Annotated in this window: 31 protein-coding genes and 1 pseudogene; all 32 read left to right on the top strand. The window is 40.0% G+C overall.

The annotated features are described in order from the left end of the window. Positions 1-10 precede the first annotated feature (10 nt). The gene (locus C7E02_RS01705) at positions 11-1,600 is read left to right on the top strand and encodes a phage portal protein (protein ID WP_105308634.1); all 1,590 of its coding nucleotides are present in this window, start codon (positions 11-13) and stop codon (positions 1,598-1,600) included. Continuing rightward, the gene (locus C7E02_RS01700; RefSeq protein ID WP_105308633.1) at positions 1,578-2,219 is read left to right on the top strand and encodes a phage minor head protein; all 642 of its coding nucleotides are present in this window, start codon (positions 1,578-1,580) and stop codon (positions 2,217-2,219) included. Before C7E02_RS01705 ends, C7E02_RS01700 begins: the two co-directional genes overlap by 23 nt. Positions 2,220-2,359: 140 nt before the next feature. Further along, the gene (locus C7E02_RS01695) at positions 2,360-2,884 is read left to right on the top strand and encodes a hypothetical protein (protein WP_105308632.1); all 525 of its coding nucleotides are present in this window, start codon (positions 2,360-2,362) and stop codon (positions 2,882-2,884) included. A 76-nt stretch (positions 2,885-2,960) separates the two neighbouring features. After that, a complete protein-coding gene (locus tag C7E02_RS01690; protein WP_105308631.1) occupies positions 2,961-3,794 on the top strand; it encodes a N4-gp56 family major capsid protein in 834 nt (277 codons plus the stop codon). A 12-nt stretch (positions 3,795-3,806) separates the two neighbouring features. Beyond that, positions 3,807-3,962: a hypothetical protein gene (locus C7E02_RS19095; RefSeq protein WP_158682957.1), complete on the top strand. Its 156-nt coding sequence runs from the start codon at positions 3,807-3,809 to the stop codon at positions 3,960-3,962. A gap of 81 nt (positions 3,963-4,043) precedes the next feature. Then, the gene (locus C7E02_RS01685; RefSeq protein ID WP_105308630.1) at positions 4,044-4,298 is read left to right on the top strand and encodes a hypothetical protein; all 255 of its coding nucleotides are present in this window, start codon (positions 4,044-4,046) and stop codon (positions 4,296-4,298) included. A 129-nt stretch (positions 4,299-4,427) separates the two neighbouring features. Continuing rightward, entirely contained in the window at positions 4,428-4,811 is a 384-nt protein-coding gene (locus C7E02_RS01680) for a hypothetical protein (protein ID WP_105308629.1), read from the top strand. Beyond that, the gene (locus C7E02_RS01675; protein WP_105308628.1) at positions 4,804-5,310 is read left to right on the top strand and encodes a hypothetical protein; all 507 of its coding nucleotides are present in this window, start codon (positions 4,804-4,806) and stop codon (positions 5,308-5,310) included. The genes C7E02_RS01680 and C7E02_RS01675 overlap by 8 nt, the downstream gene beginning before the upstream one ends. Further along, positions 5,297-5,704: a hypothetical protein gene (locus tag C7E02_RS01670; RefSeq protein ID WP_105308627.1), complete on the top strand. Its 408-nt coding sequence runs from the start codon at positions 5,297-5,299 to the stop codon at positions 5,702-5,704. Before C7E02_RS01675 ends, C7E02_RS01670 begins: the two co-directional genes overlap by 14 nt. A gap of 79 nt (positions 5,705-5,783) precedes the next feature. Next, on the top strand, positions 5,784-6,206 hold the full coding sequence (locus C7E02_RS01665; protein ID WP_105308626.1) for a phage tail protein: 423 nt from the start codon (positions 5,784-5,786) through the stop codon (positions 6,204-6,206). 92 nt (positions 6,207-6,298) lie between these two features. Beyond that, positions 6,299-6,736 carry a zinc ribbon domain-containing protein gene (locus C7E02_RS19535; RefSeq protein ID WP_242978717.1) on the top strand — a complete coding sequence of 146 codons (438 nt, stop codon included), beginning with the start codon at positions 6,299-6,301 and terminating at the stop codon, positions 6,734-6,736. A gap of 74 nt (positions 6,737-6,810) precedes the next feature. Continuing rightward, the gene (locus C7E02_RS01655) at positions 6,811-7,167 is read left to right on the top strand and encodes a hypothetical protein (protein WP_105308625.1); all 357 of its coding nucleotides are present in this window, start codon (positions 6,811-6,813) and stop codon (positions 7,165-7,167) included. A gap of 47 nt (positions 7,168-7,214) precedes the next feature. Further along, the gene (locus C7E02_RS01650) at positions 7,215-7,541 is read left to right on the top strand and encodes a hypothetical protein (protein WP_105308624.1); all 327 of its coding nucleotides are present in this window, start codon (positions 7,215-7,217) and stop codon (positions 7,539-7,541) included. 29 nt (positions 7,542-7,570) lie between these two features. Beyond that, complete coding sequence (locus tag C7E02_RS01645; protein WP_158682956.1) at positions 7,571-11,833, top strand: transglycosylase SLT domain-containing protein; 4,263 nt, start codon at positions 7,571-7,573, stop codon at positions 11,831-11,833. Between the two features lie 87 nt (positions 11,834-11,920). Beyond that, positions 11,921-12,238 carry a hypothetical protein gene (locus C7E02_RS01640; protein WP_242978716.1) on the top strand — a complete coding sequence of 106 codons (318 nt, stop codon included), beginning with the start codon at positions 11,921-11,923 and terminating at the stop codon, positions 12,236-12,238. A gap of 2 nt (positions 12,239-12,240) precedes the next feature. Continuing rightward, entirely contained in the window at positions 12,241-14,466 is a 2,226-nt protein-coding gene (locus C7E02_RS01635; protein WP_105308621.1) for a hypothetical protein, read from the top strand. Next, positions 14,450-14,857: a hypothetical protein gene (locus C7E02_RS01630; RefSeq protein ID WP_105308620.1), complete on the top strand. Its 408-nt coding sequence runs from the start codon at positions 14,450-14,452 to the stop codon at positions 14,855-14,857. Before C7E02_RS01635 ends, C7E02_RS01630 begins: the two co-directional genes overlap by 17 nt. 12 nt (positions 14,858-14,869) lie before the next feature. Then, positions 14,870-15,499: a hypothetical protein gene (locus C7E02_RS19530; protein ID WP_242978715.1), complete on the top strand. Its 630-nt coding sequence runs from the start codon at positions 14,870-14,872 to the stop codon at positions 15,497-15,499. Between the two features lie 435 nt (positions 15,500-15,934). Continuing rightward, on the top strand, positions 15,935-16,615 hold the full coding sequence (locus C7E02_RS01620) for a DUF4376 domain-containing protein (RefSeq protein WP_203226941.1): 681 nt from the start codon (positions 15,935-15,937) through the stop codon (positions 16,613-16,615). Beyond that, positions 16,612-17,022 (top strand): putative ABC transporter permease, encoded by a 411-nt coding sequence (locus C7E02_RS01615; RefSeq protein WP_105308619.1) that lies wholly within the window; start codon positions 16,612-16,614, stop codon positions 17,020-17,022. Before C7E02_RS01620 ends, C7E02_RS01615 begins: the two co-directional genes overlap by 4 nt. Before the next feature lie 76 nt (positions 17,023-17,098). Continuing rightward, on the top strand, positions 17,099-17,461 hold the full coding sequence (locus tag C7E02_RS01610; protein WP_105308618.1) for a hypothetical protein: 363 nt from the start codon (positions 17,099-17,101) through the stop codon (positions 17,459-17,461). Then, entirely contained in the window at positions 17,462-17,755 is a 294-nt protein-coding gene (locus C7E02_RS01605) for a phage holin family protein (RefSeq protein ID WP_105308617.1), read from the top strand. A gap of 19 nt (positions 17,756-17,774) precedes the next feature. Beyond that, positions 17,775-18,665 (top strand): Ig-like domain-containing protein, encoded by an 891-nt coding sequence (locus C7E02_RS01600; protein WP_105308616.1) that lies wholly within the window; start codon positions 17,775-17,777, stop codon positions 18,663-18,665. A gap of 6 nt (positions 18,666-18,671) precedes the next feature. Beyond that, positions 18,672-18,935 (top strand): PF13754 domain-containing protein, encoded by a 264-nt coding sequence (locus C7E02_RS01595; RefSeq protein ID WP_105308615.1) that lies wholly within the window; start codon positions 18,672-18,674, stop codon positions 18,933-18,935. Positions 18,936-18,951: 16 nt separating this feature from the next. After that, the gene (locus C7E02_RS01590; RefSeq protein ID WP_105308614.1) at positions 18,952-19,221 is read left to right on the top strand and encodes a hypothetical protein; all 270 of its coding nucleotides are present in this window, start codon (positions 18,952-18,954) and stop codon (positions 19,219-19,221) included. Between the two features lies 1 nt (position 19,222). Beyond that, entirely contained in the window at positions 19,223-19,387 is a 165-nt protein-coding gene (locus C7E02_RS19090) for a hypothetical protein (RefSeq protein WP_158682955.1), read from the top strand. A 147-nt stretch (positions 19,388-19,534) separates the two neighbouring features. Then, positions 19,535-19,990, top strand: a pseudogene (locus C7E02_RS20620) (N-acetylmuramoyl-L-alanine amidase); the annotation flags it as partial. 54 nt (positions 19,991-20,044) lie between these two features. Further along, the gene (locus tag C7E02_RS20615; protein WP_442873148.1) at positions 20,045-20,386 is read left to right on the top strand and encodes a peptidoglycan-binding domain-containing protein; all 342 of its coding nucleotides are present in this window, start codon (positions 20,045-20,047) and stop codon (positions 20,384-20,386) included. A gap of 114 nt (positions 20,387-20,500) precedes the next feature. Next, positions 20,501-20,710: a helix-turn-helix domain-containing protein gene (locus tag C7E02_RS01580; RefSeq protein WP_105308612.1), complete on the top strand. Its 210-nt coding sequence runs from the start codon at positions 20,501-20,503 to the stop codon at positions 20,708-20,710. Between the two features lie 89 nt (positions 20,711-20,799). Continuing rightward, positions 20,800-22,245, top strand: coding sequence for a tRNA (N6-isopentenyl adenosine(37)-C2)-methylthiotransferase MiaB (gene miaB / locus C7E02_RS01575; protein WP_105308611.1), 1,446 nt, complete (start codon positions 20,800-20,802; stop codon positions 22,243-22,245). Positions 22,246-22,330: 85 nt separating this feature from the next. Next, positions 22,331-22,780: a putative ABC transporter permease gene (locus C7E02_RS01570; protein WP_022278500.1), complete on the top strand. Its 450-nt coding sequence runs from the start codon at positions 22,331-22,333 to the stop codon at positions 22,778-22,780. 187 nt (positions 22,781-22,967) lie between these two features. Beyond that, positions 22,968-25,610 carry a DNA mismatch repair protein MutS gene (mutS, locus tag C7E02_RS01565; protein WP_330406715.1) on the top strand — a complete coding sequence of 881 codons (2,643 nt, stop codon included), beginning with the start codon at positions 22,968-22,970 and terminating at the stop codon, positions 25,608-25,610. The last annotated feature ends 3 nt before the right edge of the window (positions 25,611-25,613 follow it).

Raw genomic sequence — 25,613 nt, 5'->3', positions numbered from 1 at the left:
GGTGAATTCGGTGTCTGAGAGCAACAGCAATGAAGAATTTGTATATCCGGAACTAACTGGCAGGCGCCGGATTTATTCAGACGTTGATAAGATAACAGAAGAAAACATTTTTGAAGTTTTGCAAAAAGCAATGATTGTTCATATGCAGAATTCCAATGAAATGGTTTTTCTTATGAGATATGAGAAAGGTATTCAGCCACTTGTAAGAAAGAAAACGATTCGTAAGGAAGTTGATATTAGAGTGCAAGATAACCTTGCGAGTCAAATTACGGAATTTAAGCTTGGGTATGTTTGGGGACAGCCGATTACATATGTCCAACGTGGAAATAAAGATTTTAGAAAATCTACGGATAATCAGAATAACTTGCAGGACGATGGTATTTCCATGCTGAATGAACTGAATGATTCTGAATACGCATTTTCCAAAGACCAAGAGCTTGGAAGATACGTTGAAATTAACGGTATCGGTTATCAATTCGTTGATATTAAAAAGTCATATGACGGACTTGCACCGTTTGACCTTGTGACGCTGAATCCTTTGTTTACATTCTGCATCTACAGAAACTCAGCGCTTCAAGAGAAGCTGGCAGGTGTCACTTTCCGGAGAACGGAAGATGGAACAACTTATTATACCGTGTTCACTCCGGACAGGAGATATGAAATCCGCGATATGCGCGAAGTAATCAATGGTGACAAGGTGAAAGAGCCTTGGTCATTCATGCAGAGAAGCGGTGAAAAGAATCCATTCAAGAAAATTCCAATCGTAGAATTTAATCGCGCTACGGACAGAACGGGATGTTTTGAGCGTCAGATTTCGGATATGAATGCGCTAAACGTTGAAGTTTCTGATTTTGCAAATAGTGTGGCGCAGACCACGCAAGAAGTTTTCTTTGGAACTGGATTTGAGTTACCAAAAGATGGTAGCGGAAAGACGCAATCTCCTGTAGGTGGACAATGGATTGTAGCAAAGCAGGCTGGCAATGGTGGAACTCCAACATTGAAAGCAATTTCCAGTACATTTGATTATCAAGGAGTGCAGGAAAATATTGTAAGCAAGCGAAACACGATATTGCAGAAAGCTTATGTGCCGATTCAGACGGATCCGGGTGGTGGTTCGACTGGCTCAGCTATGAATATGTCTTCCGGTTGGAGTGCTGCTGAAAATAGTGCTTGCAAGGAAGAACAGATTTTACGCCGTGGAAAAGCAGAGATCGTTGAGCTTGAGATGATTGCCATTAAGAGCACAAATGACATTCCATTCGATAGTCCACTTCGTTCACTGGAATTTTCGGATATCAAGCCGAAATTTATTCGTAATAAGACCTATGACCTTGCTACAAAGGTTAATTCGATGGTTGCAATGATTAAAGCTGGTGTAAATGGTCGAGTTGCTATGGAACAGGTTGATTTGTTCCCTGATGTAGCTCAGGCGTGGGCTGACAGTAAGAAAACGATTGAAGAGTTTCAGAAATCGTTAATTCAGAAGAGTGTTCCGCAAACAGAATCAAAGAGAGAAATGTCTGACTTATCTGATCAGACAGGAAACTCGCCGATTCTTGATGGAATGAAGACGGGTGATGATGATGTTCACGAATCTTAGTTTTGATGAATTGAATGCACTTGTGAAAAATGAGCGCAGTATGCCATTCAAGAAGTATTTTGGAGAAATGAATCTTCCGGAAGAAGAAAAGTCTAAAAGGATGCAGATGGCAGAAGAACTGGAAGAAAATTTCATTGTCACAATGACGCTTCTGTTTACAATGACTCAAGCGAATAAAATTAATTATGAGCTTATCAGAAAGCAGATTGAAGATTCTTATTTGGAAACGCTTAGAAAGTATACGAGCGTGGATAAGTACTTAGAAACATACATCAAGAGCTTTTCCTATGATGTCATAGACAGCACGAAAAGCCACAAGAATGAGCCTTATTACTATTCATTGGATAGAGCACGATTCATGGCTGAAAACGAAGTAAACACGACAATAAACCATGCTAGATATATGGAAGCTGTGAATGCCGGAAAGACAATGAAGCGGTGGGAATCAATCATTGATGAAGTCACTAGAAAAGACCACATCGAGGTAAATGGAAAGTATATTCCGATTGGACAGGCTTTCCGTGTTGGTGATTCGTGGATGATGCATGCCAAAGATACCTCGTTGGGGGCATCTGCAAATCAAATCGTGAATTGTAGATGCGTAACAATTTATTTATAGAAATTGCAGTCACAGAAATGTGGCTGTTTTATTTTGGCACAGAGAAGTGCCTTATCAAACGCGAAAGACAGAGAAGTCTATAATCGCGAAATGTAACTATGAGAGAGAACTCTAAACGCGAAGAAAGGAACGTGTAAATTATGGATGACAACAAAAACCTTGAAGGACAGGCACAGCAGAACCAGGAGCCGGATAATAAGCCGGAAGAGAAAGAGCCTACTATAGAAGAGCTTATGGCACAGTTAGCACAGGAAAGAGCCAACAATGCAAAACTAAAAAACAGTTTTGACAAGACATCATCTGAACTTGCTAACACAAAGAAGCAGTTGAGAGAAAAGCAGTCTGCTGAAGAACAGGAAGAGGAAGCTAAAAAAGAAGCTGAGGAAGAGCATAAGAAGTATGTCAAAGGGCTGGAAGATACGATTAGGATGACCAATGCCACAAATCGTTATCTCGCTATTGGAATGTCAGCTGAAATGGCGAAAGATACTGCAAAGGCTGAGCTTGAAAATGACATGGAGAAAGTCACTGAGAACATGAGCAAGTTCAAAGATGCTTCTATCAAAGCAGCTGAATCTGAATGGCTTAAGAGCAGACCTCCAGTAAATGCTGGACAGGGCGAAGGAGAAGAGACTGATTTATTCCTAAAAGGTTTTAACGGTTAATCTTCCATGCAATAACCGGACGCAAAAAAGAACGCGTTCGCTGATTACAAAAAGTTAGTAAGAGGAGAGATTTAAAATGGCTATTAATTACGCTGAGAAATATTCACCACAGGTGGATGAAAGATTTAAACTTGGATCACTGACAACAGCACTTGTAAACAACGCCTATGATTGGCTCGGTGTTGCTACTGTAAAGGTATATTCCGTACCAACAGCAGAAATGAACGACTACACTCTGACAGGTTCTAACCGTTATGGTACACCGGCAGAGCTTAACAATGAAGTACAGGAAATGACACTTGCGAAAGATCGTTCTTTCACATTCACAATCGACAAGAAGAGTGAAGATGACACAATGGGAGTTATGGCAGCTGGCGCAGCTCTTGCCCGTCAGATTGATGAGGTTGCCATTCCAGAGATTGATACATACCGTATCTCTAAACTGGTAGCAGGTGCCCCAACAGCAAATGTTATTAAGGATATTGCAGTAACAAAATCAAACGCTTATGAGAAGTTCCTTTCAGTGCAGGAAATTCTTGACAACAAGAAAATTCCTACTGGTGGAAGAATCTGCATGTGTACACCAGGTTACTACAACATGCTGAAACTGGATGAGGCGTTTACTAAAAAGGGTGATATGGCAACAAAAATCGCAATCAACGGACTTGTTGGTGAGGTTGACGGTGTTTATATCATCAAAGCTCCGAAGTCTTACTTCCCGGAGAACGTAAACTTCCTTATCTCAAACCCAATTGTTATGCCGGCACCGATTAAGCTGACAGAATACAAGATTCATGATGATGCGCCTGGTATCTCTGGACATCTTGTAGAGGGACGTATTCGTTACGATGCATTCGTGCTCGACCAGAAGAAAGATGCTATCGGTGTATGCCAGAATCCGGCAGGATAGGAGTGGTGAATAATGATTACATTTGAAAGAGATGGAGTCAGAATGAATGTGGAGTCTGAGATTCAGGCTTCCGCATTCGCGCTGAGTGGCTGGAAGCGAGTTGAGGTTGCTGAAAAAGCTACTCCAACAGAACCGAAGCCAAAGACTACAAGAACAGTAAAGAAATAAGGTGATCGCATGGATAAGTTGATAAATGAAATATTTAAGGACCTTTCAATAGAATTAAATATTCAGGACGAGGAGGGTTCTATGCTTTTATCAAAAGTACGGAGTGCCTACAGAGAAATAAAAGGCGCTCGAAGTTATCCAATGGATTACACGGATGATTTTATTTGTAGTGATATGGAAAGATATTATAGCAATATTAAGAATCTCGCATTATATGACTACAATCAGATTGGTGTTGAGGGTCAAAGCGCTCATGGTGAAAACGGTACAAGCCGTACATGGGTTGACAGAAATAAGTATCTTGAAGGAGTTGTTGCTATATGCACACTGGTTTAAGAGAGGTCAGGTGATCCAATTATCTCCCGTTCACTGGGTTAAGTGGAAAGAAGATTGTGCGTGACCAAATCGGTGTTTTTACCGTGATGGTCGCAGGGATACGCATTAATGGTGGAGGGTGGCGTATAAATGAGAGACTGTAAGAAAAATTCACGGAAATTATGGTATTCCAATTTGCTTGGAAATGAGCCGGTTCTTGACGAAAATGGAGATGAAACGGGTGATACAAAGCCTGTTTATGGCATTCCAATTCCGTTTAAGGCAAGTGTAAGTCCCGGAAAGGGAAATGCTTATGCTGATGTGTTTGGAACGAATTTGGACTATACACGTTCGATTTCCACAACTCAGAAGCTTCCTATCACGGAAGAATCATTGATTTGGTGTGGCTCAATGCCGATTATCAGCTCAGACAATTCGTTTGACTGGAAAACAGCCGATTACACGGTTGCCGGTATTGCAGATGGACCGAATCAGTTGGTAGTTGCCTTGAAAGCGAGGAAGAAAAATGCCTAAGTACACAACGAACTTATCGGCTAGAGGATTCCGACAGTTGGCTGATGATATTCGCAAGTATCGGCTGGAATTACAAAAAAAATGTGATGAATTTACGCGTCAGCTTGCCGAGGAGGGCGTTGCAATTGCGAAAGCAAATATCCTCAGTGAAGATGCTATTTATACCGGAGAATTGCTTAATAGCATGAATATAAAGCCCGGAGACGTTATTGTTAATGGTGCTTCATATCATATCTATACAGCATGTCCGTGGGCGAAATTCGTTGAGTTTGGTACTGGAATTGAGGGAAAAGAAAACTCGCATCCAGATACTTCAATTATCGGTTGGAAGTATGACGTAAACAACCACGGCGAAAAAGGTTGGTTCTATTTCAAGAATGGCAAATGGCATTGGACAAAAGGTATGCCGTCCAGACCATTCATGTACAATACTGCATCAGCTTTAAGGAACACGGAAACAATTACACGCATTGCTAGGAGGGTATTTGGCGAGGATTGATGTATCGAACAGAGTATTTACCAATGTAAAAACATATATCAATGATGTTTGCAAGAATGTCTCCAGCGGTGAGGATAAATCCAAAGCCAAGTTTCCGGCCGTATCAGTCATTCAGATTGATGATGCAGATTCATCTATTGATTTGGAAAATTCGGAAAATGCCGTAAAATCCGTGATTGAGATTCAGTGCTATTCAAGTGATAGCATTACAGAAGCAAAAAAGATTGCTAATATGTGTTGCGATGCAATGAGAAAAATGGGGTACGTTCGCGCATACGGACCGCAATCCATTACAAACGCAGCGGACACAAGCCTATATCGAATGGTGGCAAGATTCAATCGAATCGTAACATCAGTCGGTGAAATAGAGAAATTTGAAACAAGGGGAGCTTAAGGCTTCCTATTATTTTGCACCGGATACCGACAGAGGTATTCGCTAACCGCATTAGTTAGCGGTAGAAAGGATGGTAAACATGTCAGCAGGAATGAGTACAATTAATACCGTACTTAAGGCAGGTACTACAGCCTCAGCATTAACTCAGTTATGCAAAATTAAGAGCTACCCTCAGTTGGGCGGTGAGCCGGAAAGCATTGAGACAACGGATATGGAAGATAAAATGCAGACATTTACTCCAGGCGTTCAGTCTATGAGTGCTATGCAGTTCACAGCGAACTATGACAAAGAGAAATTCGATGAGATCAAAGCAAGTTCTGATAAAGAACAGATTTATGAGCTTGACTTCGGTAAAGACGGAGCAGATGGAAAGTATTGCTGGAAAGGTCAGCACAGCGTATTTATTAACGAGGGTGCTGTAAATGGCTTGAGAGAGATGACTATTTCAATCATGCCATCAACAGAGGTTTACAACAAAGATGCTGCTACACAGTTTGCGTAGACAGATAGCTGTAAATAATTCCATACATCCTCTTTCATAAAACATTTGTATTTGATATAATACAGATATCTTATGGAAGAGAGGGAATTAATATGGCTTTAATTAAATGTCCTGAATGTGGAAAAGAATATTCAGACTCAGCTATTTCATGTCCTAATTGTGGTTATACGGCTGGTAATCAGAAAAATTTAAAGAAGATGGGACAAGGAATTAAAGAGGGGATGAAAGGATTGAACACAACAGCCAGCCCAAAGAAAAAATCTGTTTGTGTTAAATTATCTATTATTCCATTTGTAGCAATTGTTATGGGAATAATCGGAGGGAATTTAAACAATGATGCACTGATTGCAATTTGTGGATTGCTTGCAATATGCTCTGGAGCATGCAATTTTTATGTAGGCAATTTTAAGAAAGGCTTATTGTACACACTAACTTGTGGTGGATTCTTGGTTGGAGCTGTTATGGATTTGGTTCATTTAAAAGTTACTGGAACGTTTAAAGACGCCAATGGTTATCCTGTAATATACTAAAACTTATTTAAATTGAAAGCAAAGAGTCGTGAATAGTCACGGCTCTTTTTGTCGTACAAAAAAGGAGAATTATAATGGTTAAGGTCAAAATTAATAACAAAACATACAATGTAGGCGAACTTACAATTTCTGATTATACCAAAATGGAAGAACAGGGCTTTTCCTTGGTGGAAGCTTTCCACAAAAAGCAGTTTTTTCTTGTAGCAATGGGGTTTGTTTGTGTTGTAGCAGAATGTGAACGTCCACGTGCAGAAGAGCTGATTCAGCAACATATATACGGTGGTGGAAGTCTTCTTGACATTGTGGATTCATTTAACGAGGTTGTAGATGAATCCGATTTTTTCCAAAAAATGCTGGGAATCAAACCGGCAGAGGAGGAGAAGAAGACAGCGAAAGCGAAAAAGGCAACGGAAGAAGCGTTGGAAGAGTAATCGAATGCAAGAGTTTTACTCAATTCGCATACGATTATTGGCTTCCAATGGCTGCTTATTGCGGTATCGGGTATTCAGAATTTTTGAAGATGTCTCCAAAGGCGTTGCTTGTATACCGTGATGAAAAAGAAAAGCAGGAAAAGAAGCAATTGCAAATGGCTGATTTTACGTCTTGGATGACTGGTGCATATGTATTAAGAGCCATTGGACAAGTAGTGAATAAAAATAGTTCATATCCGGAAAAACACATATTCTTTAAGGATGATATTGTTGACGAACGGAGTGAAGAAGAAATAATTGCTGAGAATACAGAAATAGCATCGATTGAATTCGGTGCTTGGGCGAAAGCATTTAATAATCAGAGAGGCAGGTGATATCAAGGGCAGAGAATGAAGTAGATAGCTTGGAAATAGTTGTTGAGACCGAAGCAAATAGGGCTAGTCGAACATTGACTTCTGTTGAGAAAAAGGCGCTTAAAGTGGCTGACGCCCTTGATAAATGCGCTAAATCTGCACATGGGCTTGATTTTACGGGAATTGCCGGGCTCTCTGAGTTGATTGATGTAAAAAATACGTTCAAGGATATTCTCAAAGAACAAAAAGCTATAGGCAATAGTGAACTTCGTTTTCGTACAAATCGCTCTGATTTAAAATATCCGGCAAAAGAACTAAAAGAGCTTCAATCGCAATTTAAGAACGCAAAACTTGAAATGGACTTTAATGGTTTAGACAAAACGGCATTAACAAAGTCTATTTCGGAATTTGAACGTGGATATGGACGAATCAAACAACAGATTGCAGATACTGTTAACTTAGGCGGTTCCGATGTTGTTGGTGGTAAGGCATGGTATAAATCTATCATGCAAATGAACCAGTATGAAAATGCCATAAAGGATGCCAAGAATGCGTTGAATCAAATTCAATCAAATGCTGGAAAATCTAGTCCTACGATTGAGGGAGAACCTTTTAAAGAAGTTGAAGAAAATGCCGAAAAAGCATCTGATGCTGTTAAGGATTTAGAAGATGAAATTACAACTGTAAACTCAAATAACGATTTTAGTAAAACGTTAAGTAGCTTTGATTTGTTAAAAAACAAAGCGTTAGAAATTAAAAAATCATTGACACGAGGTGGTTTTGGAAATTACACAAAGAATTTTCTCGACATGCTAAAAATGCCAGATGCTTCTGAACTTGGTTCTAAACAAAACGAAGTGCCTACCATTAGAGATGATGGTACTTATGATACCGAAGCAATTCAAAGCTATGTTGATTCATTTGGAAGTGCGACTAACGCAGCTCAAACCTTTGAAGCTGAGATAAAGAGGTTGAAGCAAGCGCTTTCTGATCTTGAGAAAAAAGGATTGGGGCAAGGCAATAAGGAATACGACAAGGTTGCAAAACAATTAGCTATTGTCACAGCTAGAAGAAATGAATACAATAAGTCGTTAAAACAGCAGGCGAAAGATATTGTATCAAAAGAACAGGTTTCCAATATAAGCAAGCTTGCTTCGGCTTTTTCAAAGGCTGCCACAGGTGCTGGAAAATTCAAAAAAGCTATTGGAAAAATTTCAATGAACGGTTTAAAAGGCATCTATAAAACCGTTCACGGATTAACCAAACCATTTGACACGGCTAAAGGAGCTATTTCAAAAGTCGGAAAAGCAATTGGAGCTTTAAGAAAACAATCTAACAAGGGCATGTCTTGGGGGAGAATGATAGGTTCTTCCATTTTATTTTCAACTGTCTTTGGGGCTATTAGCCAAATAAAAGAAGCTATTAAAGCTGGCTCTGATAATCTGGTTCAGTATAGTGCTTCATACAACAAAAGCATCTCTGGAATGGTTTCTTCTTTACTTTATCTGAAGAATGCTTGGGCGGCTGCCTTTGCACCGATTATTAATGTAGTCGGACCGTATATATCAGCATTTATTGATATGTTGGCTGGAGCTATGAATAAGGTTGGACAGCTCATGTCTGCTTTGACTGGAAAGAGTTACGCTGTCCAAGCTAAAAAGGTATGGAAAGATTACGCCTCTGGTCTTGATACGACTAAAAAGAATGCGAAAGATGCTGGAAAAGCCGTTAAGGATTTAGCAAACTACACACTTGGTATTGATGAACTGAATGTGATTCAGCCAAACACCGATTCAGGTTCTGGCGGTAGTAGTTCTGCTGGTGGTTCCGGTATTTCAGACCCATCAGCAACTGACATGTTTGAAACAACATCGATTGATGGAGCGGTTTCTGATTTTGCGGAAAAGCTTAAGAAAGCATGGAGAGATGCAGATTTTACAGAAATAGGAACCGTAATTGGCAAAAAACTAAAGAATGCTTTAAGTAGTATCCCGTGGGATTCCATACAGGAAGTAGCTTTTAAGGTTGGAAAGTCATTTGCAACTTTAATCAATGGATTTGTCGAAGTTGATGGGCTAGGTGAAACAATTGGACAAACAATTGGGCAGGCAATTAATACTGGAATTGTAAATATCAATGCGTTTCTTGATTATACAAAATGGGACGAAGTAGGAACTTTTATTGGCAATGGCTTAAATGGAATTGTTGATTCTGTAAAATGGGAAGACCTTGGACATTTGTTTGCTCAGAAATGGAATGCAATTTTTTCCACTATTGGAGAAGCTGCGAGAACTTTTAAATGGGCTGAATTCGGTAAAGACTTAGCAAGTAGCGTTAATACATGGATTTCTGATTTTGATTGGTCTGGAAACGGTGCAAGACTTGGTGATTTGGCTAAAGGCATGCTTGATACCATTATTCAGTTTTTGGAAAATACTGATTGGAAAGAGCTTGGAAATGGAATTGCAAAATTTATAGAATCCATTGACTGGACTGGCATTGTTGCCAAATTAGCAGAAGGTCTTGGCGCAGCAATAGGTGGTCTTGCAGCGCTACTATGGGGAATGATAGAAGATGCTTGGGACTCCGTTGTAAAATGGTGGAAAGATGTTGCTTACGAAGATGGGCAATTCACTATGGAAGGGCTTTTAAATGGAATCCTAAACGTATTCTCCAATATAGGTTCATGGATAAAGAGTAACGTTTTTGATCCATTTATTGATGGATTTAAGAGTATATTCGGAATTCATTCTCCTTCAACCGTAATGGCTGAAATGGGCAATTACTTGATTTTGGGATTGGCAAATGGTGTATTGGATACAATTGAAACAGCTATTCAAGCGTTTGAGAATGTTTGGACTGGAATCCAGGAAGTTTTTTCACCAGTAACAACTTGGTTCTCAGACAAATTTACATCTGCTAAAAACGCTATTGTTTCCGCGTTCAAGTTTATCGGTTCATGGGCTAATGAAAAGTGGGCTGACATAAAGCGTCCATTTTCTAATGTTCGTGATTGGTTCAAAGACGGTTTCCAAAAAGCTTATGACTCAGTAAAAAGCATTTGGAGTGGACTTGGTCAATTCTTCAAAGGGATTGCTGAGAACGCGTTCAAACCTATCAAGTCATTGGTAAACGGCGTAATCAAGGGTGTTAACTGGGTGCTTGATAAAGTTGGTTCTACTGGAAATTTAAGCGAGTGGGCAGGAGTCCACTTTGCTAATGGTACAGATGGACTTGCGAAGAATACATTAGGTATCGTCAACGATCAGCCGGGTTCTGTTTACAAAGAACTGATTATGCCTCCAACTGGAAGAGCATTTATCCCTGAGGGTAGAAATGTAATGCTACCATTACAAAAGGGAACAAAGATTATGCCGGCAGAGCAGACAAAAGCATTAATGGGTAATAAGCCACATTTTGCAAGGGGAATTGGTGATTTCTTTGGAGACGCTTGGAGCGCAGTTAAGAAATTCACTGGAAATGTCATGGATTACATTCAAGACCCTGAATCAATTGTAAAGATTGCGATTGATAAATTCACCGACGTTTCCGGCATGTTTGAACCTTGGTCAAGAATTGGTAAGGGAATGATTGATAAGACGTTCGATGCGATTTTGAATAAAATCAAAAGCGTATTCAGTGTCCTAATTCCAAAGGTTGATTACAAGGCAAGCGCTGGCGTAGAACAGTGGCGAGAGCTGGCAAAGAAAGCTCTTGAGCTTACAAATCAGTTCAGTGAATCAAATTTGAATGCATTGCTCACTCAGATGCAACATGAGTCTGGTGGAAATCCGAATGCGATTAATAACTGGGATATCAATGCGAAGCGTGGAACTCCATCAAAAGGACTGATGCAGGTCATTGACCCAACATTCCATGCGAATGCGATGGCTGGATACAATACCAATATCTACGACCCGTTATCTAATATGATTGCTGCAATCAATTACACGGTAAAGAGATATGGAAGCTTGTATAACGGCTGGACAGCTAGAGGATACAAGGGGTACGAAAATGGTGGAATTCCGAAGAGTGGTGAAATATATGTAGCCAATGAAAACGGATTCGGTTCTGAGTACATTGGAAACATCGGAAATCAGCATGTAGTAGCCAATAATAATCAGATTATTTCTGGAATCAGTGCTGGTGTTGAACATGCAAACGATGAAACAAATATGCTTCTAAGAGAAGTGATTGCAAATCAGAAAGCGCTTCTCAAGAAAGAAGTCAGCGTAAATATGGATAGTAAGCGAGTAGACAAACAGATTTCAAGAGCACGTAGCAATACGGGCTTTTCTTTTAGTCCAGCTTAGGAGGTGTAGGAAAGGGCAGCAAGACATATATCCAATTTTATAAGGGTGAATGGAAAGCCTTTTCCAGCACCGAAACGCTATCCCAATATGATAGTAACAACGGCTGTTGATGCTGCTAGGAATGCGAACAACAAGGTTGTGGGACAGAAGATTGGCAGAGACAATTATAAAATCAACAACCTTGAATGGCCGTATCTTGATGCCGAAACATGGTCAAGTATGCTACAGGAATTTGATAAGCATTTCTTTTCCAGCGTGCAATTTTGGGATATGGTAAACAACTGTTGGAGAACACTCACGATGTATCCAGGTGATAGGTCGGCAGACGTGTTCAAATACGATAAAAACGGTATTCCGATTGCATACATTAATTGCAAAGTCAATATTATTGATTCGGGGTGGTAGACATGTATCAGACATCTCAAGAGTATAAAGATTCCATGAAGCGTCCAATCCGTGAACGGTCTTTCATGAAAGTGCAACTTGGATTGATTAATCAAGAAGCACAGCAATCTGCATCATTGGAAAATACGGATTATAACAGTTTCTCAGACCCGAGTACATTATTCAATCAGCATACAGTCAAACGATATGCAACTTATGAACAGAATATGTTTCGAGCAGACGGCACCATGTATTTCCTGTCAAAAGATAACGCTTCCTACTGGAAAGATGGATACACATGTACGAGCTTATTCAACAATGAATTGCATATAAAGTTCGTATTTGGATATGGAAAATCCGATATTAAAGGATTGACTATTCAATTTGGTGAGAATTATCCAACTAAGTTTTCTGTAATGACTGATGACGGAACATCGGTTGAATTTGAAAATAATGCTCAGGTGTTTAAAACGGACACTGTATTCAGCAATACGGCATCTATCGAATTGGTTGTTACAGAAATGAGCATCCCAAATAATCGCGTCAGAATTGATTATATTCAGTTCGGACTTGGACTTGAATATGACGATGAATGGATTTTAGAAGCAAATAGCAAGACAAGCTTATCTGCAATCAATGATGATTTACCAGAATCGGAATTTAGCATAACACTTAATAATGATAAACAGATATTCAACGTTGATAATCCGGCATCTGAGATTAACTTCTTAGAAAGCGGACAGCGAATGAACGTTGTAATGGGTTATATGCTAGATGATGGCAAAGTGGAATGGTTACAGATGCACTCACTCTATGTGTATGAATGGAGCGCATCCGATGAAAAAGCAACGATTAAGGCTGTCGATGTACTAAAATTCCTCAGTGATGATTACTACAAAGGGCAGTATTACGAAACTGGAATTACCTTGTATGATTTAGCGATTCTTGTACTGGAAGATGCAGGAGTCGCACAGGAAGATTATTATTTGGACACATATTTGAAAAAAATTACTGTTTACAATCCACTTCCAAATGTCCGACACAAAGAGGCGTTACAGATTATTGCAAATGCCGGAAGATGCGTACTCGACTACGACCGATACGGACGCATTCGTATTCATTCGTTATTCCGGCCGGAGTGCGAGACAACTTCTAACGGAACAACGGATTATTCCGATGTATCAAGTGTTGATACTCAAACAGCAAAAACAGATTATACAACATATGAAAATAACCGGTGGCTTGCTGACGGGAAAATGATATTTCTTCCAAAGTCCGGTATACAAAATGCTGGATATGTTAGTTTGGCCGTGAGTGACGAGAATGGATTATTTGCTAAAAATCCAATCATCACACGAACGCTAGAAGCGAAGTATAAAGCATACGGAATCTATATTGAGTTTGGAAAGAATCTTCCGAAGAAATTCGTGATACGGACCTACTCAGATAATGTACTGCATAATACGGTCACAATTCAGTCTGGAATTGCTGAAAACTTTGAGCTTCAATACGATTTTGCTGAGTATGACAAAATCGAGATTGAGTTTGTGGAAACAGAGCCACATAACCGTATTCATGTGAATTATATTTCACTTGGTTCTGAGACAGCATATAAGCTTGAATACGATGATTTATACTCCACGCCGGTCGGAACACAGCTTGATAAAATCAAGAATGTTAAGGTTGCAAGATATCTTTATTCAAAATCAAATGTGGAAGATGACCTTACGTCAGAAACACTCGTGTACGATGGTAATAACGCCATCTACTACATGACAGATGCATGTTATGGCTACAGGGCAATTATTGAAGAAGCTAAGAGTGGACAATCCATAGAAATCAAATCTTCTGGCGCATACTACGTTGAACTTGCAATCTCCGGTGTATCGGTAGGTGAAGAAATTAAGATAGCTGTGAAAGGTTATAAATACAACGTATCTACTGCATATACAGTTCAGACGATAAATAACCGTGGAACGGATAAAGAATGGCAGAATCCATTAATATCCAATGCTGAACACGGTAAGCTTGTAACAGCGTGGCTGGCTGATTACTTTGCTTCTGGAATCCAATACGAGCTTGATTACCGTGGAGAGCCAGCAATTGATTGTGGTGACACGATTGGACAGGAAAATAAGTATGACCCTGATTTGAAAACAATCGTTGAGGAATCGCAGATTACATTCAATGCCGGATTACTTGGTGGTGGATTAATTACAAGGAGGAAAGAGTGTGTGGCAAGAACCTAAAACTGATTGGACTGTAAATGATTATTTCAATTACACAGATTACAACCGAATCAAAAACAACATAGCTTACCTCCGGGAACAGGCGCTTAAGCTGTATATCAATTTCCCGTTCACTGAAATGGGTTCAGACAAAGAGGGGTATTCAGATTTCCCATATGCAGAAGAATTTAATGCTATGGAAGATAATCTTGAATCTCTCAAGAATAACACTTATGCATTTTACGATGGCGAGCATAAAAATTGGTATGCAAATAACAGAACCCCGACTTTTGAGGATTTCAACCGTTTAGAAAGCGCATGTTTGAAGCTATATAACGGCTTTAGTCGGCAAGAAGCTATGAAGCATAGATTAAGTTTCAGATTGGGGCAGATGTCCTGTATTAGAATATAAGGAGGAGTAGAAATGGCAACATATAAACCATTAAGCACAGATTTTAAAGACGATATTCTGGCGAGCCAAAATAGCAAGCGAAAGTACACGCAGGTGAATAACTCTGACGGTACTGTTTCTTTCCAGGATTCAACAGCATATAGCCAAGTCGGAAGTTCATACGGGGCAAAAGAGATTATTGAAGAACGTGAAGCGATCAATAACATCTATGCAAATAAGCTGGTAACTTTGGATGAAATCGACCTTGTAACAGAGCCTGGATTTTTTGTTGACGCGCAGGTAGTTAAAGAACTAAATAGCAATAGCATAATTAAATCTGGTCATAATGATAATGGATATTATCGCAAATACGCTGATGGCACACTTGAAATGTGGGGAAGTAAGCGTTTTGAGAATATAAATATGCAAACTCCAGATAATTGGAATTATTATTCTGGTGGAAGAGTTGATGTTCCCCTCCCAAGGGAATCCAAAACCTGGGTTTTAGTTACAGCAACAGCAGCCGGATCATGTGCTCCTTGGATTTCAATTCCACAAAATGGATTGGGAACAGATTTATTTCAAGCATGGATATATTCTTCAAACAAATCTGCAAGCGAAACAATTACGATTTTTTGGCGTTGCTTTGGAACATGGAAATGATTTGCTTATCGCTGTTTCTGACTAAAATGCTTATGGATATATGTAAATTATTCTGTAATTAATGCGAACACTACAGCTTAACTTTTGAGCAAAATACTGATAGATACTACCTTGCCAGATTTCTGCCCCTAAAAAGCGTGTATTCGTAGCTTCATTGTCACCGTTACATGTAGCTATGCTGAGACGGGTTATACTGTATGACTGACCCAAAATTTCATTCAGTTCATCTTTGTTTATTAGACATGTATAATCTGTTCCAGATACATTTTTAACAGCAGAACCAGATACGACTCTTATTTTCCCGCCACATAGATCGTATATTTGCTGAGAATCATCATTTTTTATAATTTGTATTGTTTTGCTATTTAGTTAAGTAACTGTAAACCATTTATTTGAGCCTTGTGGCTCTTATTTTATTGAAAGGAGGAATAACCTATGCATGTGTTATTTCTTGATAATACAGACATGGTAGAAGCGTCTGTGAAAAAACTAGGAGAGCATCTGATTCAGATTTCCGGTGCAGAGGTGAACTTGTCCGGTTTTCACCTGTTGAATGATGCTGGAATCGTCTTTGGAAAGTATGATGGATTCAAGACCTTGTACAAAGAGAATGAGGATAGCTACATTCTTTCCAACGATGGTAGTGTGTATGTTGAGCCTGTTGAACCTGAACCAATGCCTGTGCCTGAACCGACACTTGATGAAGTGAAAGAAGCTAAAGTTGCAGAGATGAATAAAGCTCAGCAAGATGCTATTCAAAGTGGCGTTGATGTCACTCTGTCTAATGGCTCTGTGGAGCATTTTTCATTAACCGACCATGACCAGACGAGCCTTGTTGGGTTGCAGACACAGGTCACTTCCGGTGAAGAGAATATCCCGTGGCATACTTCTGATGAAACAAAGCATTGCAAGTTTTACAGTAATGCAGATATGGCAAAAATCACAGCTACAGCAATGGCATTTGTTACGTGGCATATCACGTATTTTCGCGATCTCAGAATTTACATCCGCTCACTGGAAAGCAAGGAAGAGGTTGGACGGGTTACCTACGGCACAGGTATTCCGGAAGCCTATCAGTCTGAGCCACTAAAAGCTATGTTGGCTCAGAAGTCATGAAACAATTAAGACCATTGATTCTATTTGGGATTGGTGGTCTGCTATATGTATTAATCGAATTAACCGTAAGAGGACGCACTCACTGGTCAATGTTTATTGTTGGTGGGCTGGCGTTCTTTTTGATTGGGTTCATCAATGAGAAATACAAGAAAATGCCATTGGCAAAGCAGATGTTGATAGGAGCGCTTGCGATCACTGCATTGGAGTTTACATGTGGTTGCATTGTGAATCTATGGCTTGGTTGGCATGTATGGGATTACAGCAATATGCCTTTCAATTTACTGGGGCAGATATGCTTGCCATTTACTGCAATATGGTTTTTCTTATCAGCTGTCGCAGTTGTGCTTGATGATTATATTCGACACCTCTTGTGGGGCGAGAAGATTCCACATTATAAATTGTTTTAGATTGGAGGTTGATTGACAGGGCTATTCGAGACAGACCGTAGCATCCTTAATAATTATTTAAAGAGAGGATAATGCAATGATTAACTTACTGTATCAAACGTATTTAATCGTGCTCCCAATCATTCTCGGTTATATCATTTGGCTTCTAAAAGAGCAGAAGCAAAAGCAAATTAATGATGCAAAGGCGCGTGATGAACGTATTCAAGAAGAGTACAAAAAAAGAGATGCTAATTGCGATGGAACAAAAGCGTTATTAAAAATAGGATTGTATGAATACCATGACAAATATGTAGAGCTTGGATACATACCATCTTATGCATATGAGAATTTTTGTGACATGTACGAAGCATATCATGCACTTGGTGGGAATGGAACTGGCACGAAATTGTATGAAGAAATTAAGGCTCTTCATTTAAAGAACAAAGGAGATAAAGACTAAATGGAACAAATCATGAACTACGTGAAGCCAGAGCTTGTTGTCGTTGCTCTGGTTCTTTATTTTATTGGCACATGGCTGAAAAGGGCTGATACGATTAAGGATAAATACATTCCTATGATTTTAGGTGGAATTGGAATTGTCCTTTGTGCGATTTGGGTATTTGCCAATACATCAATTGGCAATAGTCAGGAGATTGCGCTCGCAACATTTACAGCGATCGTGCAAGGAATTCTGGTCGCAGGATTAAGCACATATGCAGACCAGATTATGAAGCAGATTGGAAAAGAAGATTAATATTAGGAGGATTTAACGCATGGCAGTAAAAGCAGTACAGTATGTATTTAATGGTCAGACATATGATCTGACGTTTGATGCATCTACAGGAGAGTATAAAGCAACAGTCCCGGCGCCTAGCAAATCCAGTTACTCACAAGATGGTCATAAATATGGGGGCTCTGTAATAGCTACAGATGATGCCGGAAACTCAACTACAATAAATCAAAGTGATGCTACTTTAGGAGCAAATCTGTTACTTCGCGTTCTTGAAAAAGTTGCACCGACATTGGAATTCACATACCCGACCGCGGGCGCGTATATTATAAACGCAACTCCAGCTATTAGGTTTAAGGTGACAGATGATGACTCTGGGGTTAATCCAGATACAATCGTTATCAAAGTTGATGGCGCAAAAGTTACAACTGCATTCACAAAAACACTAGTCACAGATGGTTACGAATGCTCCTACACGCCGGGAACAGCACTGGCAGATGGCGCTCACACCGTATCTATTGAAGCATCCGACTATGATGGAAATGCAGCAAGCGCTAAGACGGTTTCATTCACTGTTGATACAATTCCACCGACACTTACTCTTACAAATCCAGCAGATGAACTTATCACAAATAAGACAGCTCTGGTTGTATCTGGTAAAACAGACGATGTTACATCTAAACCTGTCACAGTTACAGTCAATGGCGCATCCGTTACAGTTAATTCTGATGGTTCATTCAGCAAGGAAATTACTCTTGTTAGTGGTTCCAATACAATTACTGTTGTTGCAACGGATAAGGCTGGCAAGACTACAACTGTAACACGTAAGGTTACTCTTGATACTGGCGCACCGGTATTCGAGAAAGTTACTCTTACTCCTAACCCAGTTGATTGCGGTAAGACATTCGTTATCTCTGTTAAGGTAACTGACTAGCCTAACGTGGTTATTAAGCTGGAGGGAGTTGTTGATAGCGTACCTGTAGTTTTTACAAGGAGAGACGGGGATTGGTGGGAAACCACTGTCCCCAAAACCCTTAACGGGGTGTATGTTGTAGAACTTACCGCTACAGATGAGGCAGGCAATATAGCTTATACAGCGAAATATATACTGACCATAGACATTACAGCCCTAAGAGTAAAATTACAGCGCTATCCATATAGTGCAAAAGTAAGAGTAGGACGGTATTTTGCGAGATTGAAGTAATAATGGGAGGAGTAACATGCAAGTCATAATTGATTTTGGCGAAACGAGACATATAATGCTGGAGGTTGTTTCAATTAAAAATGATGAATTTGTTATCTCCTCAGCTTCATATGTACTACGAAACGAACAGACTGGAGAAAACGAAACAGCTGGAAGTTGCAATATAATAGAGCATTTAATTGATACCGTGATCGAACCGAAAGAAAAAGGCGAATATCAGTTGATAGTGACTTACAAAATTGCAGACGAGACGCTGATTGATGCAGTGAAAGTGGTGGTGATGTGATATGGCTCAGCCAATGATCGCCATTACAAATGTGAAAATAAGTCCAAACCCAGTTAAGACGGGCGAATCTTTTAAGATTGCCGTAAAAATAATTGAACTTACAGAAGATAGTATCAGACTTCCTTACAGACTTGGACGCAATGCATCGTCTGGTCCGAAAGTATAGGACTGTATTTCAGAAAGGAGAATATTATGGATCCAGAAATCAAAGGAACAGAACTTGATGAAAATGTAGAACCTACAGAAGAAGAGATTAAAGAAGCAGAGCAGGAGGTAAAAAAATAGGTCAACATATAATGTACATGGTGGACACTCTTTGGTATGCCGTGGAGCGTCCGGTTATCTTGATGAAGTAAACGAGGACAGAAAGGTTAAGAACAGAGTTATTTCTGCATTGCAGTCAGCAGGACATATGGTCTATGATTGTACGGACGATGCCGGAAAGACTCAGGGACGCAACCTTGCCAGCATTGTCGCAAAATGCAATGCACACGCCGTAGATCTTGATGTATCCATCCATTTAAATGCTGGTGGTGGAACTGGCGTTGAAGTATGGTGTTATGATGAAAAAACCAAGGATATTGCAGCAGCTATTTGCGCAAATATCTCTGCAACGCTCGGAATCCCGAACAGGGGAGTAAAATACACGCACAATCTGTATGTTCTGAGAAAAACACATTCTCCAGCAATTCTTATAGAATGTTGTTTTGTGGACAGTCAGAACGATGCATCACACTGGGATGCTGATAAGTGTGGAGATGCGATTGCGTCTGCTATTGCTGGAAAAACGGTAGCTGGCACGACTTCAAGTGGAAGTGCACCTGTGGCAACACCAGTGGCAAAACCAGCGACATCTACTGGAAATGACTGGGTACGCAGATTGCAGACAGCGTGTAATACTCAAGGGTTTTCTAATCAGAAAGTTGATGGCATTCCAGGAAAGAACACTCTCGCAGGTTGCCCGACCTGTAGAAAAGGAGCTCGGGGAAATATCACGAGATTGATTCAAGAGAGATTGAATAGTCTCGGGTACAATTGTGGTAAAGTAGATGGAATCTTTGGCACTGGAACACGCGCAGCAGTAATCGCATTCCAGAGAGCACATGGACTCAGTGCTGACGGTATTGTCGGCAAGAATACATGGAGAGCTTTGCTCGGAATGTAGATGTCGTATTTATAATTTTTACTTCTTGGAGGGTAAAATCTCCGAGAAGTATTGTAAAATATTACCACTTCACTTTTTACACATTTTTCTGTATTGTAAAATTAGGTGATTAGTATGGAAAAATTTTCAAAAAGATTAATAATGCTAAGAAAAGAGAATGATCTATCTCAATTTGGATTAGGACTTGAACTCGGTGTGTCAAGGTCAACAATTGCCGGGTATGAGGCAAAAGGTAGACAACCAGACATTGATATGCTTATTAATATTGCTGACTATTTTAATGTAAGCTTGGATTATTTGGTTGGTAGAACTGATGAACATTAATTAAATAATGAATTGTCATTGAAAAATCAAATTTCCTAAAGTATAATAATCTGAGTTAATTATGTTTATTTACGAAAGGGACTTTTAAAATGAATACATATAGAGACGTAGACGATATTGATATAACTCAAGAAGCGCCAACAACTGAGCCTGAGAGACAGTATTATTTTATAAAAAAAGCGAAAGAATATGTCAGAAGAGAATCAGAAAAGGCTGGTAGACCATTGACCTTTGCTACCGTAACCTTTGGGTGTCAGATGAATGCGCGCGATTCGGAAAAATTACGTGGAATTCTACTTGAAATAGGCTACGAAGAAGCGGCGGAAGAAGAGGCAGATTTTGTAATCTTTAATACATGTACCGTCCGGGAAAATGCGAATACAAGAGTTTACGGACGCCTTGGTCAGTTAAAGTCACATAAAAAGAAAAATCCACATATGAAGATTGCCTTGTGCGGCTGTATGATGCAGGAACCTGAAGTTGTAGAAAAGCTTCGTACAAGCTATCGCTTCGTAGATCTTATTTTCGGCACCCATAACATTTATAAATTTGCGGAACTAATTACTGCAGTTTACGAAAGTGGCCGCATGGTCATTGATATCTGGAAAGATACTGATAAGATTGTCGAAGATCTTCCAAACGACAGGAAATATTCCTTTAAATCCGGAGTCAACATTATGTTTGGCTGCAATAATTTCTGTAGTTACTGTATCGTGCCATATGTAAGAGGACGTGAGAGAAGCCGCAAACCAGAAGCAATTGTGCGGGAAATCGAACGTCTTGTAGCTGATGGTGTCACAGAAGTTATGCTTCTTGGACAAAATGTAAATTCTTACGGAAAGAACTTGGAAGAACCGTTGTCCTTTGCAGAACTACTACAAAAAATCGAGCAAATTGAGGGACTTCATCGAATCCGCTTTATGACTTCCCACCCAAAAGATCTTTCTGATGAATTGATTGAAGTGATGGGCAAGAGTGAAAAAATCTGTAAACACCTTCATCTTCCCGTACAATCCGGAAGCAGTCGTATTTTAAAGAAGATGAACCGCCATTATACAAAAGAACAGTATCTGGAACTGGTAGATAAAATCCGTGCCGCTGTGCCGGATATCTCTCTGACAACAGATATTATTGTCGGATTTCCTGGTGAGACAGAAGAGGACTTCCTGGAAACTTTAGATATCGTAAGAAAAGTGCGATACGACAGTGCGTTTACATTTATCTACTCCAAGAGAACCGGAACGCCTGCTGCCACAATGGAAGATCAGGTTCCGGAGGATGTTGTAAAAGATCGTTTTGACCGTCTCCTGAAAGAGGTTCAGACAATTGCAGCAGAGGTATGTGCTGTACACGAAGGAACCGTTCAGGAAGTGCTGGTTGAATCTGTCAGTGACCATGATGACCATATGGTGACTGGACGACTCAGCAATAACATTCTTGTTCATTTCCAGGGAGATGCATCTATGATCGGCGATTATGTCAATGTGAAGCTGGATCAATGTAAAGGCTTCTATTATATTGGAGAACAGGTATAGAAAAATATACCAGTGATGCTATTGATAAAACGAGTAGAAAACGCTCACACTATTTTGTAAGAACAGATAGTGAGGGCGTTTTTACATGAAGAATAGCTTATCAAAGAAAAATATTTATTTAAAAAATGTAAGCGAATACCTTGTACTATGGGCTGTCGGAGGATGTATTTATTATGGAATCGAAGTCTTGTTTCGAGGTTTTTCGCATACAAGTATGTTTATACTTGGCGGACTGTGCATGCAGTTTTTTACATGGCAGGGGCGGCTGACAAATTGGCAGGACACTCTGCCAAGACAAATTACACGTTGTACGATCTTTGTTGTGAGTATGGAATTTATCACTGGAATTGTTGTTAACAAATGGTATCACCTGGCAGTTTGGGATTATTCGGATATGCCATTGCAGTTATGGGGGCAGATTTGCCTTCCCTTTGCGCTTATTTTTTCTTTTTTATGTACTATGGGTATTCTTCTGTCCGGATATCTGCTTCATTGGTTCTATAAAGAACCAATGCCACATTACCGCATTTGGTAGTATTACATCATCCGTTTTGATATTTGATAAACATGTGGCAGGTAGTGATAACTAATTTTTTCCTGTTTGTCTAAAATTTCGACTTTCATGAAACAGGATGAGATGTTATAATATAAAGATGCCGAAGTTTCGAGATTGCCAATGGCATTCCTGAATTCACAAGTATTACACAAGAGGAGATAAAAAAGTGGCTGAATTAACACCTATGATGCAGCAGTATATGAAAACAAAAGAAGAATACAAAGACTGCATTTTATTTTATAGACTGGGAGATTTCTATGAGATGTTCTTTGATGATGCGCTGGTAGCATCAAAAGAACTGGACATCACCCTTACCGGAAAAAACTGTGGACTGGAAGAACGTGCACCGATGTGCGGTGTCCCGTTCCATGCAGTAGACGGTTATCTGAATCGGCTCGTATCTAAAGGTTACAAGGTCGCCATCTGCGAACAGATGGAAGATCCGGCAACTGCAAAAGGAATCGTCAAACGTGAGGTTGTCCGGATTGCCACACCTGGAACGAACCTGGATATGCAGGCATTAGACGAGACAAAGAACAACTACATTATGTGTATTGTTTACATGGAAGATCGTTTTGGGTTGTCTGTCGCTGATGTTACGACCGGCGATTATTTTGTTACGGAGATTAATACAGAAGAAAAACTGTTTGACGAAATCTATAAACTTATGCCGTCGGAGCTTATCTGTAATGAAGCATTTTTCATGAGTGGCATGAACATCGAAGATTTGAAGAACCGCCTTGGAATTACCATTTATTCACTGGATCCATGGTATTTTGATGATGCGATCTGTCAGGATACATTAAAAGAACATTTCAAAGTCGGATCATTGACTGGTCTTGGCCTTGCAGATTATGACTGTGGGATCATTGCTTCCGGAGCCCTTTTGATCTATCTGAAAGAGACTCAGAAGACATCTCTTTCCCATATGTCACGTCTGATTCCATATGCTGCCGGAAAATATATGCTTCTCGACAGTGCTACAAGACGGAATCTTGAACTTTGTGAGACTTTAAGAGAGAAGCAGAAGAGAGGGAGCCTTCTCTGGGTACTGGATAAGACGAAAACCGCCATGGGTGCCAGAAATCTCCGAAAGTATATTGAACAGCCACTGGTTCAGAAATATGATATTGAGAAACGTCTGGATGCTCTCAATGAGCTTTTAGATAACGCGATTTCAAGAGAAGAGATCCGGGAATATCTGTCGCCAATCTACGATCTTGAGCGTCTGGTCAGCAAGATTACATATCAGTCTGCGAACCCGAGAGATATGATTGCATTTGAAAGTTCTCTTTCTATGCTGCCTCATATCAAATATATTTTAAGTGAGATGACAAGTCCGCTTTTGAAAGAACTTTATGAAGATTTAGATACGCTGGAAGATCTGTGCACACTGATCAAAGATGCAATCAAAGAAGATCCGCCGCTTGCCATGAAGGAAGGCGGTATTATCCGCGACGGGTATAATCCGGAAGTCGATAAGCTCCGCTCGGCTAAGTCTGACGGGAAAGACTGGCTTGCAAAACTGGAAAGTGACGAGCGTGAGAAAACCGGCATCAAAAATCTAAAGATTAAATACAATAAAGTATTCGGCTACTATCTGGAAGTAACCAATTCTTTTAAAGATCTGGTTCCGGATTATTATACAAGAAAGCAGACCCTTGCCAATGCAGAGCGTTATATTATTCCGGAATTAAAAGAACTGGAGGATACGATTCTCGGTGCGGAAGATAAGCTTTATTCTCTGGAGTATGAGCTTTACAGTGATATCCGGAGCCGTGTAGCCAAAGATGTTGTCCGTGTCCAGAAAACTGCCAAAGTGATCGCCCAGATTGATACATTGGCTTCTCTGGCTCTTGTTGCAGAGCAAAATAATTATGTGCGTCCGAAGATAAATGAAAAAGGTGTCATTGACATCAAAGAGGGCCGTCACCCGGTAGTTGAGAAAATGATTCCAAATGATATGTTCATTTCCAATGATACATATCTGAACGATAAAAAAGACCGGATTGCCATTATAACCGGACCGAACATGGCCGGAAAGTCTACCTACATGCGCCAGACAGCCCTGATTGTCCTGATGGCTCAGATTGGCTCTTTTGTTCCTGCCGCCAAAGCCGACATCGGTCTGGTAGACCGTATTTTTACCCGTGTAGGAGCTTCTGATGATCTGGCAAGTGGTCAGAGTACATTTATGGTTGAGATGACGGAAGTCGCAAATATTTTAAGAAATGCCACTAGCAAGAGTCTTTTAATACTTGACGAGATTGGTCGTGGAACGAGTACATTTGATGGGCTCAGCATTGCCTGGGCAGTCATCGAACATATCAGTAACAGCAAACTTCTTGGTGCTAAAACTTTATTTGCCACACATTACCATGAGCTGACCGAGCTGGAAGGCAAAATAGATAACGTGAATAACTATTGCATTGCGGTTAAAGAGAACGGCGACGATATCATTTTCCTTAGAAAAATTGTCAAAGGTGGTGCGGACAAAAGTTATGGTATCCAGGTAGCGAAGCTTGCAGGGGTGCCGGAGTCTGTTACTGACCGGGCAAAGGAAATTGTAGAAGAACTGGTTCAGACGGATATTACAAGCCGGATCAAAGATATTGCTGTTCTGGGTGCCCCAAAACCTAAGGCGAAAAAATATGATGACGTGGATCTGGCTCAGATGTCATTGTTCGATACAGTGAAAGATGATGACGTATTAAAAGAGTTAAAAGAGCTTGATCTTGGAAACCTGACACCAATTGAAGCACTCAATACCCTTTATCAGCTTCAGAACAAATTAAAAAACAGGTGGTAGACC

It is taken from the genome of Dorea sp. Marseille-P4042 (assembly GCF_900290215.1).
GTDB classification, from domain to species: Bacteria; Bacillota; Clostridia; order Lachnospirales; family Lachnospiraceae; genus Dorea; species Dorea formicigenerans.
The sequence above is the reverse complement of the archived record's forward strand: the minus strand, read 5'-3'. Positions and strand labels throughout refer to the sequence as shown.

Coding starts and splice junctions, on each gene's coding strand:
- C7E02_RS01700 (WP_105308633.1), top strand. CDS start 1,578: ATGATGATGTTCACGAATCTTAGTTTTGATGAATTGAATGCACTTGTG.
- C7E02_RS01695 (WP_105308632.1), top strand. CDS start 2,360: ATGGATGACAACAAAAACCTTGAAGGACAGGCACAGCAGAACCAGGAG.
- C7E02_RS01690 (WP_105308631.1), top strand. CDS start 2,961: ATGGCTATTAATTACGCTGAGAAATATTCACCACAGGTGGATGAAAGA.
- C7E02_RS19095 (WP_158682957.1), top strand. CDS start 3,807: ATGATTACATTTGAAAGAGATGGAGTCAGAATGAATGTGGAGTCTGAG.
- C7E02_RS01685 (WP_105308630.1), top strand. CDS start 4,044: ATGCTTTTATCAAAAGTACGGAGTGCCTACAGAGAAATAAAAGGCGCT.
- C7E02_RS01680 (WP_105308629.1), top strand. CDS start 4,428: ATGAGAGACTGTAAGAAAAATTCACGGAAATTATGGTATTCCAATTTG.
- C7E02_RS01675 (WP_105308628.1), top strand. CDS start 4,804: ATGCCTAAGTACACAACGAACTTATCGGCTAGAGGATTCCGACAGTTG.
- C7E02_RS01665 (WP_105308626.1), top strand. CDS start 5,784: ATGTCAGCAGGAATGAGTACAATTAATACCGTACTTAAGGCAGGTACT.
- C7E02_RS19535 (WP_242978717.1), top strand. CDS start 6,299: ATGGCTTTAATTAAATGTCCTGAATGTGGAAAAGAATATTCAGACTCA.
- C7E02_RS01655 (WP_105308625.1), top strand. CDS start 6,811: ATGGTTAAGGTCAAAATTAATAACAAAACATACAATGTAGGCGAACTT.
- C7E02_RS01650 (WP_105308624.1), top strand. CDS start 7,215: ATGGCTGCTTATTGCGGTATCGGGTATTCAGAATTTTTGAAGATGTCT.
- C7E02_RS01640 (WP_242978716.1), top strand. CDS start 11,921: ATGATAGTAACAACGGCTGTTGATGCTGCTAGGAATGCGAACAACAAG.
- C7E02_RS01635 (WP_105308621.1), top strand. CDS start 12,241: ATGTATCAGACATCTCAAGAGTATAAAGATTCCATGAAGCGTCCAATC.
- C7E02_RS19530 (WP_242978715.1), top strand. CDS start 14,870: ATGGCAACATATAAACCATTAAGCACAGATTTTAAAGACGATATTCTG.
- C7E02_RS01620 (WP_203226941.1), top strand. CDS start 15,935: ATGCATGTGTTATTTCTTGATAATACAGACATGGTAGAAGCGTCTGTG.
- C7E02_RS01615 (WP_105308619.1), top strand. CDS start 16,612: ATGAAACAATTAAGACCATTGATTCTATTTGGGATTGGTGGTCTGCTA.
- C7E02_RS01610 (WP_105308618.1), top strand. CDS start 17,099: ATGATTAACTTACTGTATCAAACGTATTTAATCGTGCTCCCAATCATT.
- C7E02_RS01605 (WP_105308617.1), top strand. CDS start 17,462: ATGGAACAAATCATGAACTACGTGAAGCCAGAGCTTGTTGTCGTTGCT.
- C7E02_RS01600 (WP_105308616.1), top strand. CDS start 17,775: ATGGCAGTAAAAGCAGTACAGTATGTATTTAATGGTCAGACATATGAT.
- C7E02_RS01590 (WP_105308614.1), top strand. CDS start 18,952: ATGCAAGTCATAATTGATTTTGGCGAAACGAGACATATAATGCTGGAG.
- C7E02_RS19090 (WP_158682955.1), top strand. CDS start 19,223: ATGGCTCAGCCAATGATCGCCATTACAAATGTGAAAATAAGTCCAAAC.
- C7E02_RS01580 (WP_105308612.1), top strand. CDS start 20,501: ATGGAAAAATTTTCAAAAAGATTAATAATGCTAAGAAAAGAGAATGAT.
- miaB (WP_105308611.1), top strand. CDS start 20,800: ATGAATACATATAGAGACGTAGACGATATTGATATAACTCAAGAAGCG.
- C7E02_RS01570 (WP_022278500.1), top strand. CDS start 22,331: ATGAAGAATAGCTTATCAAAGAAAAATATTTATTTAAAAAATGTAAGC.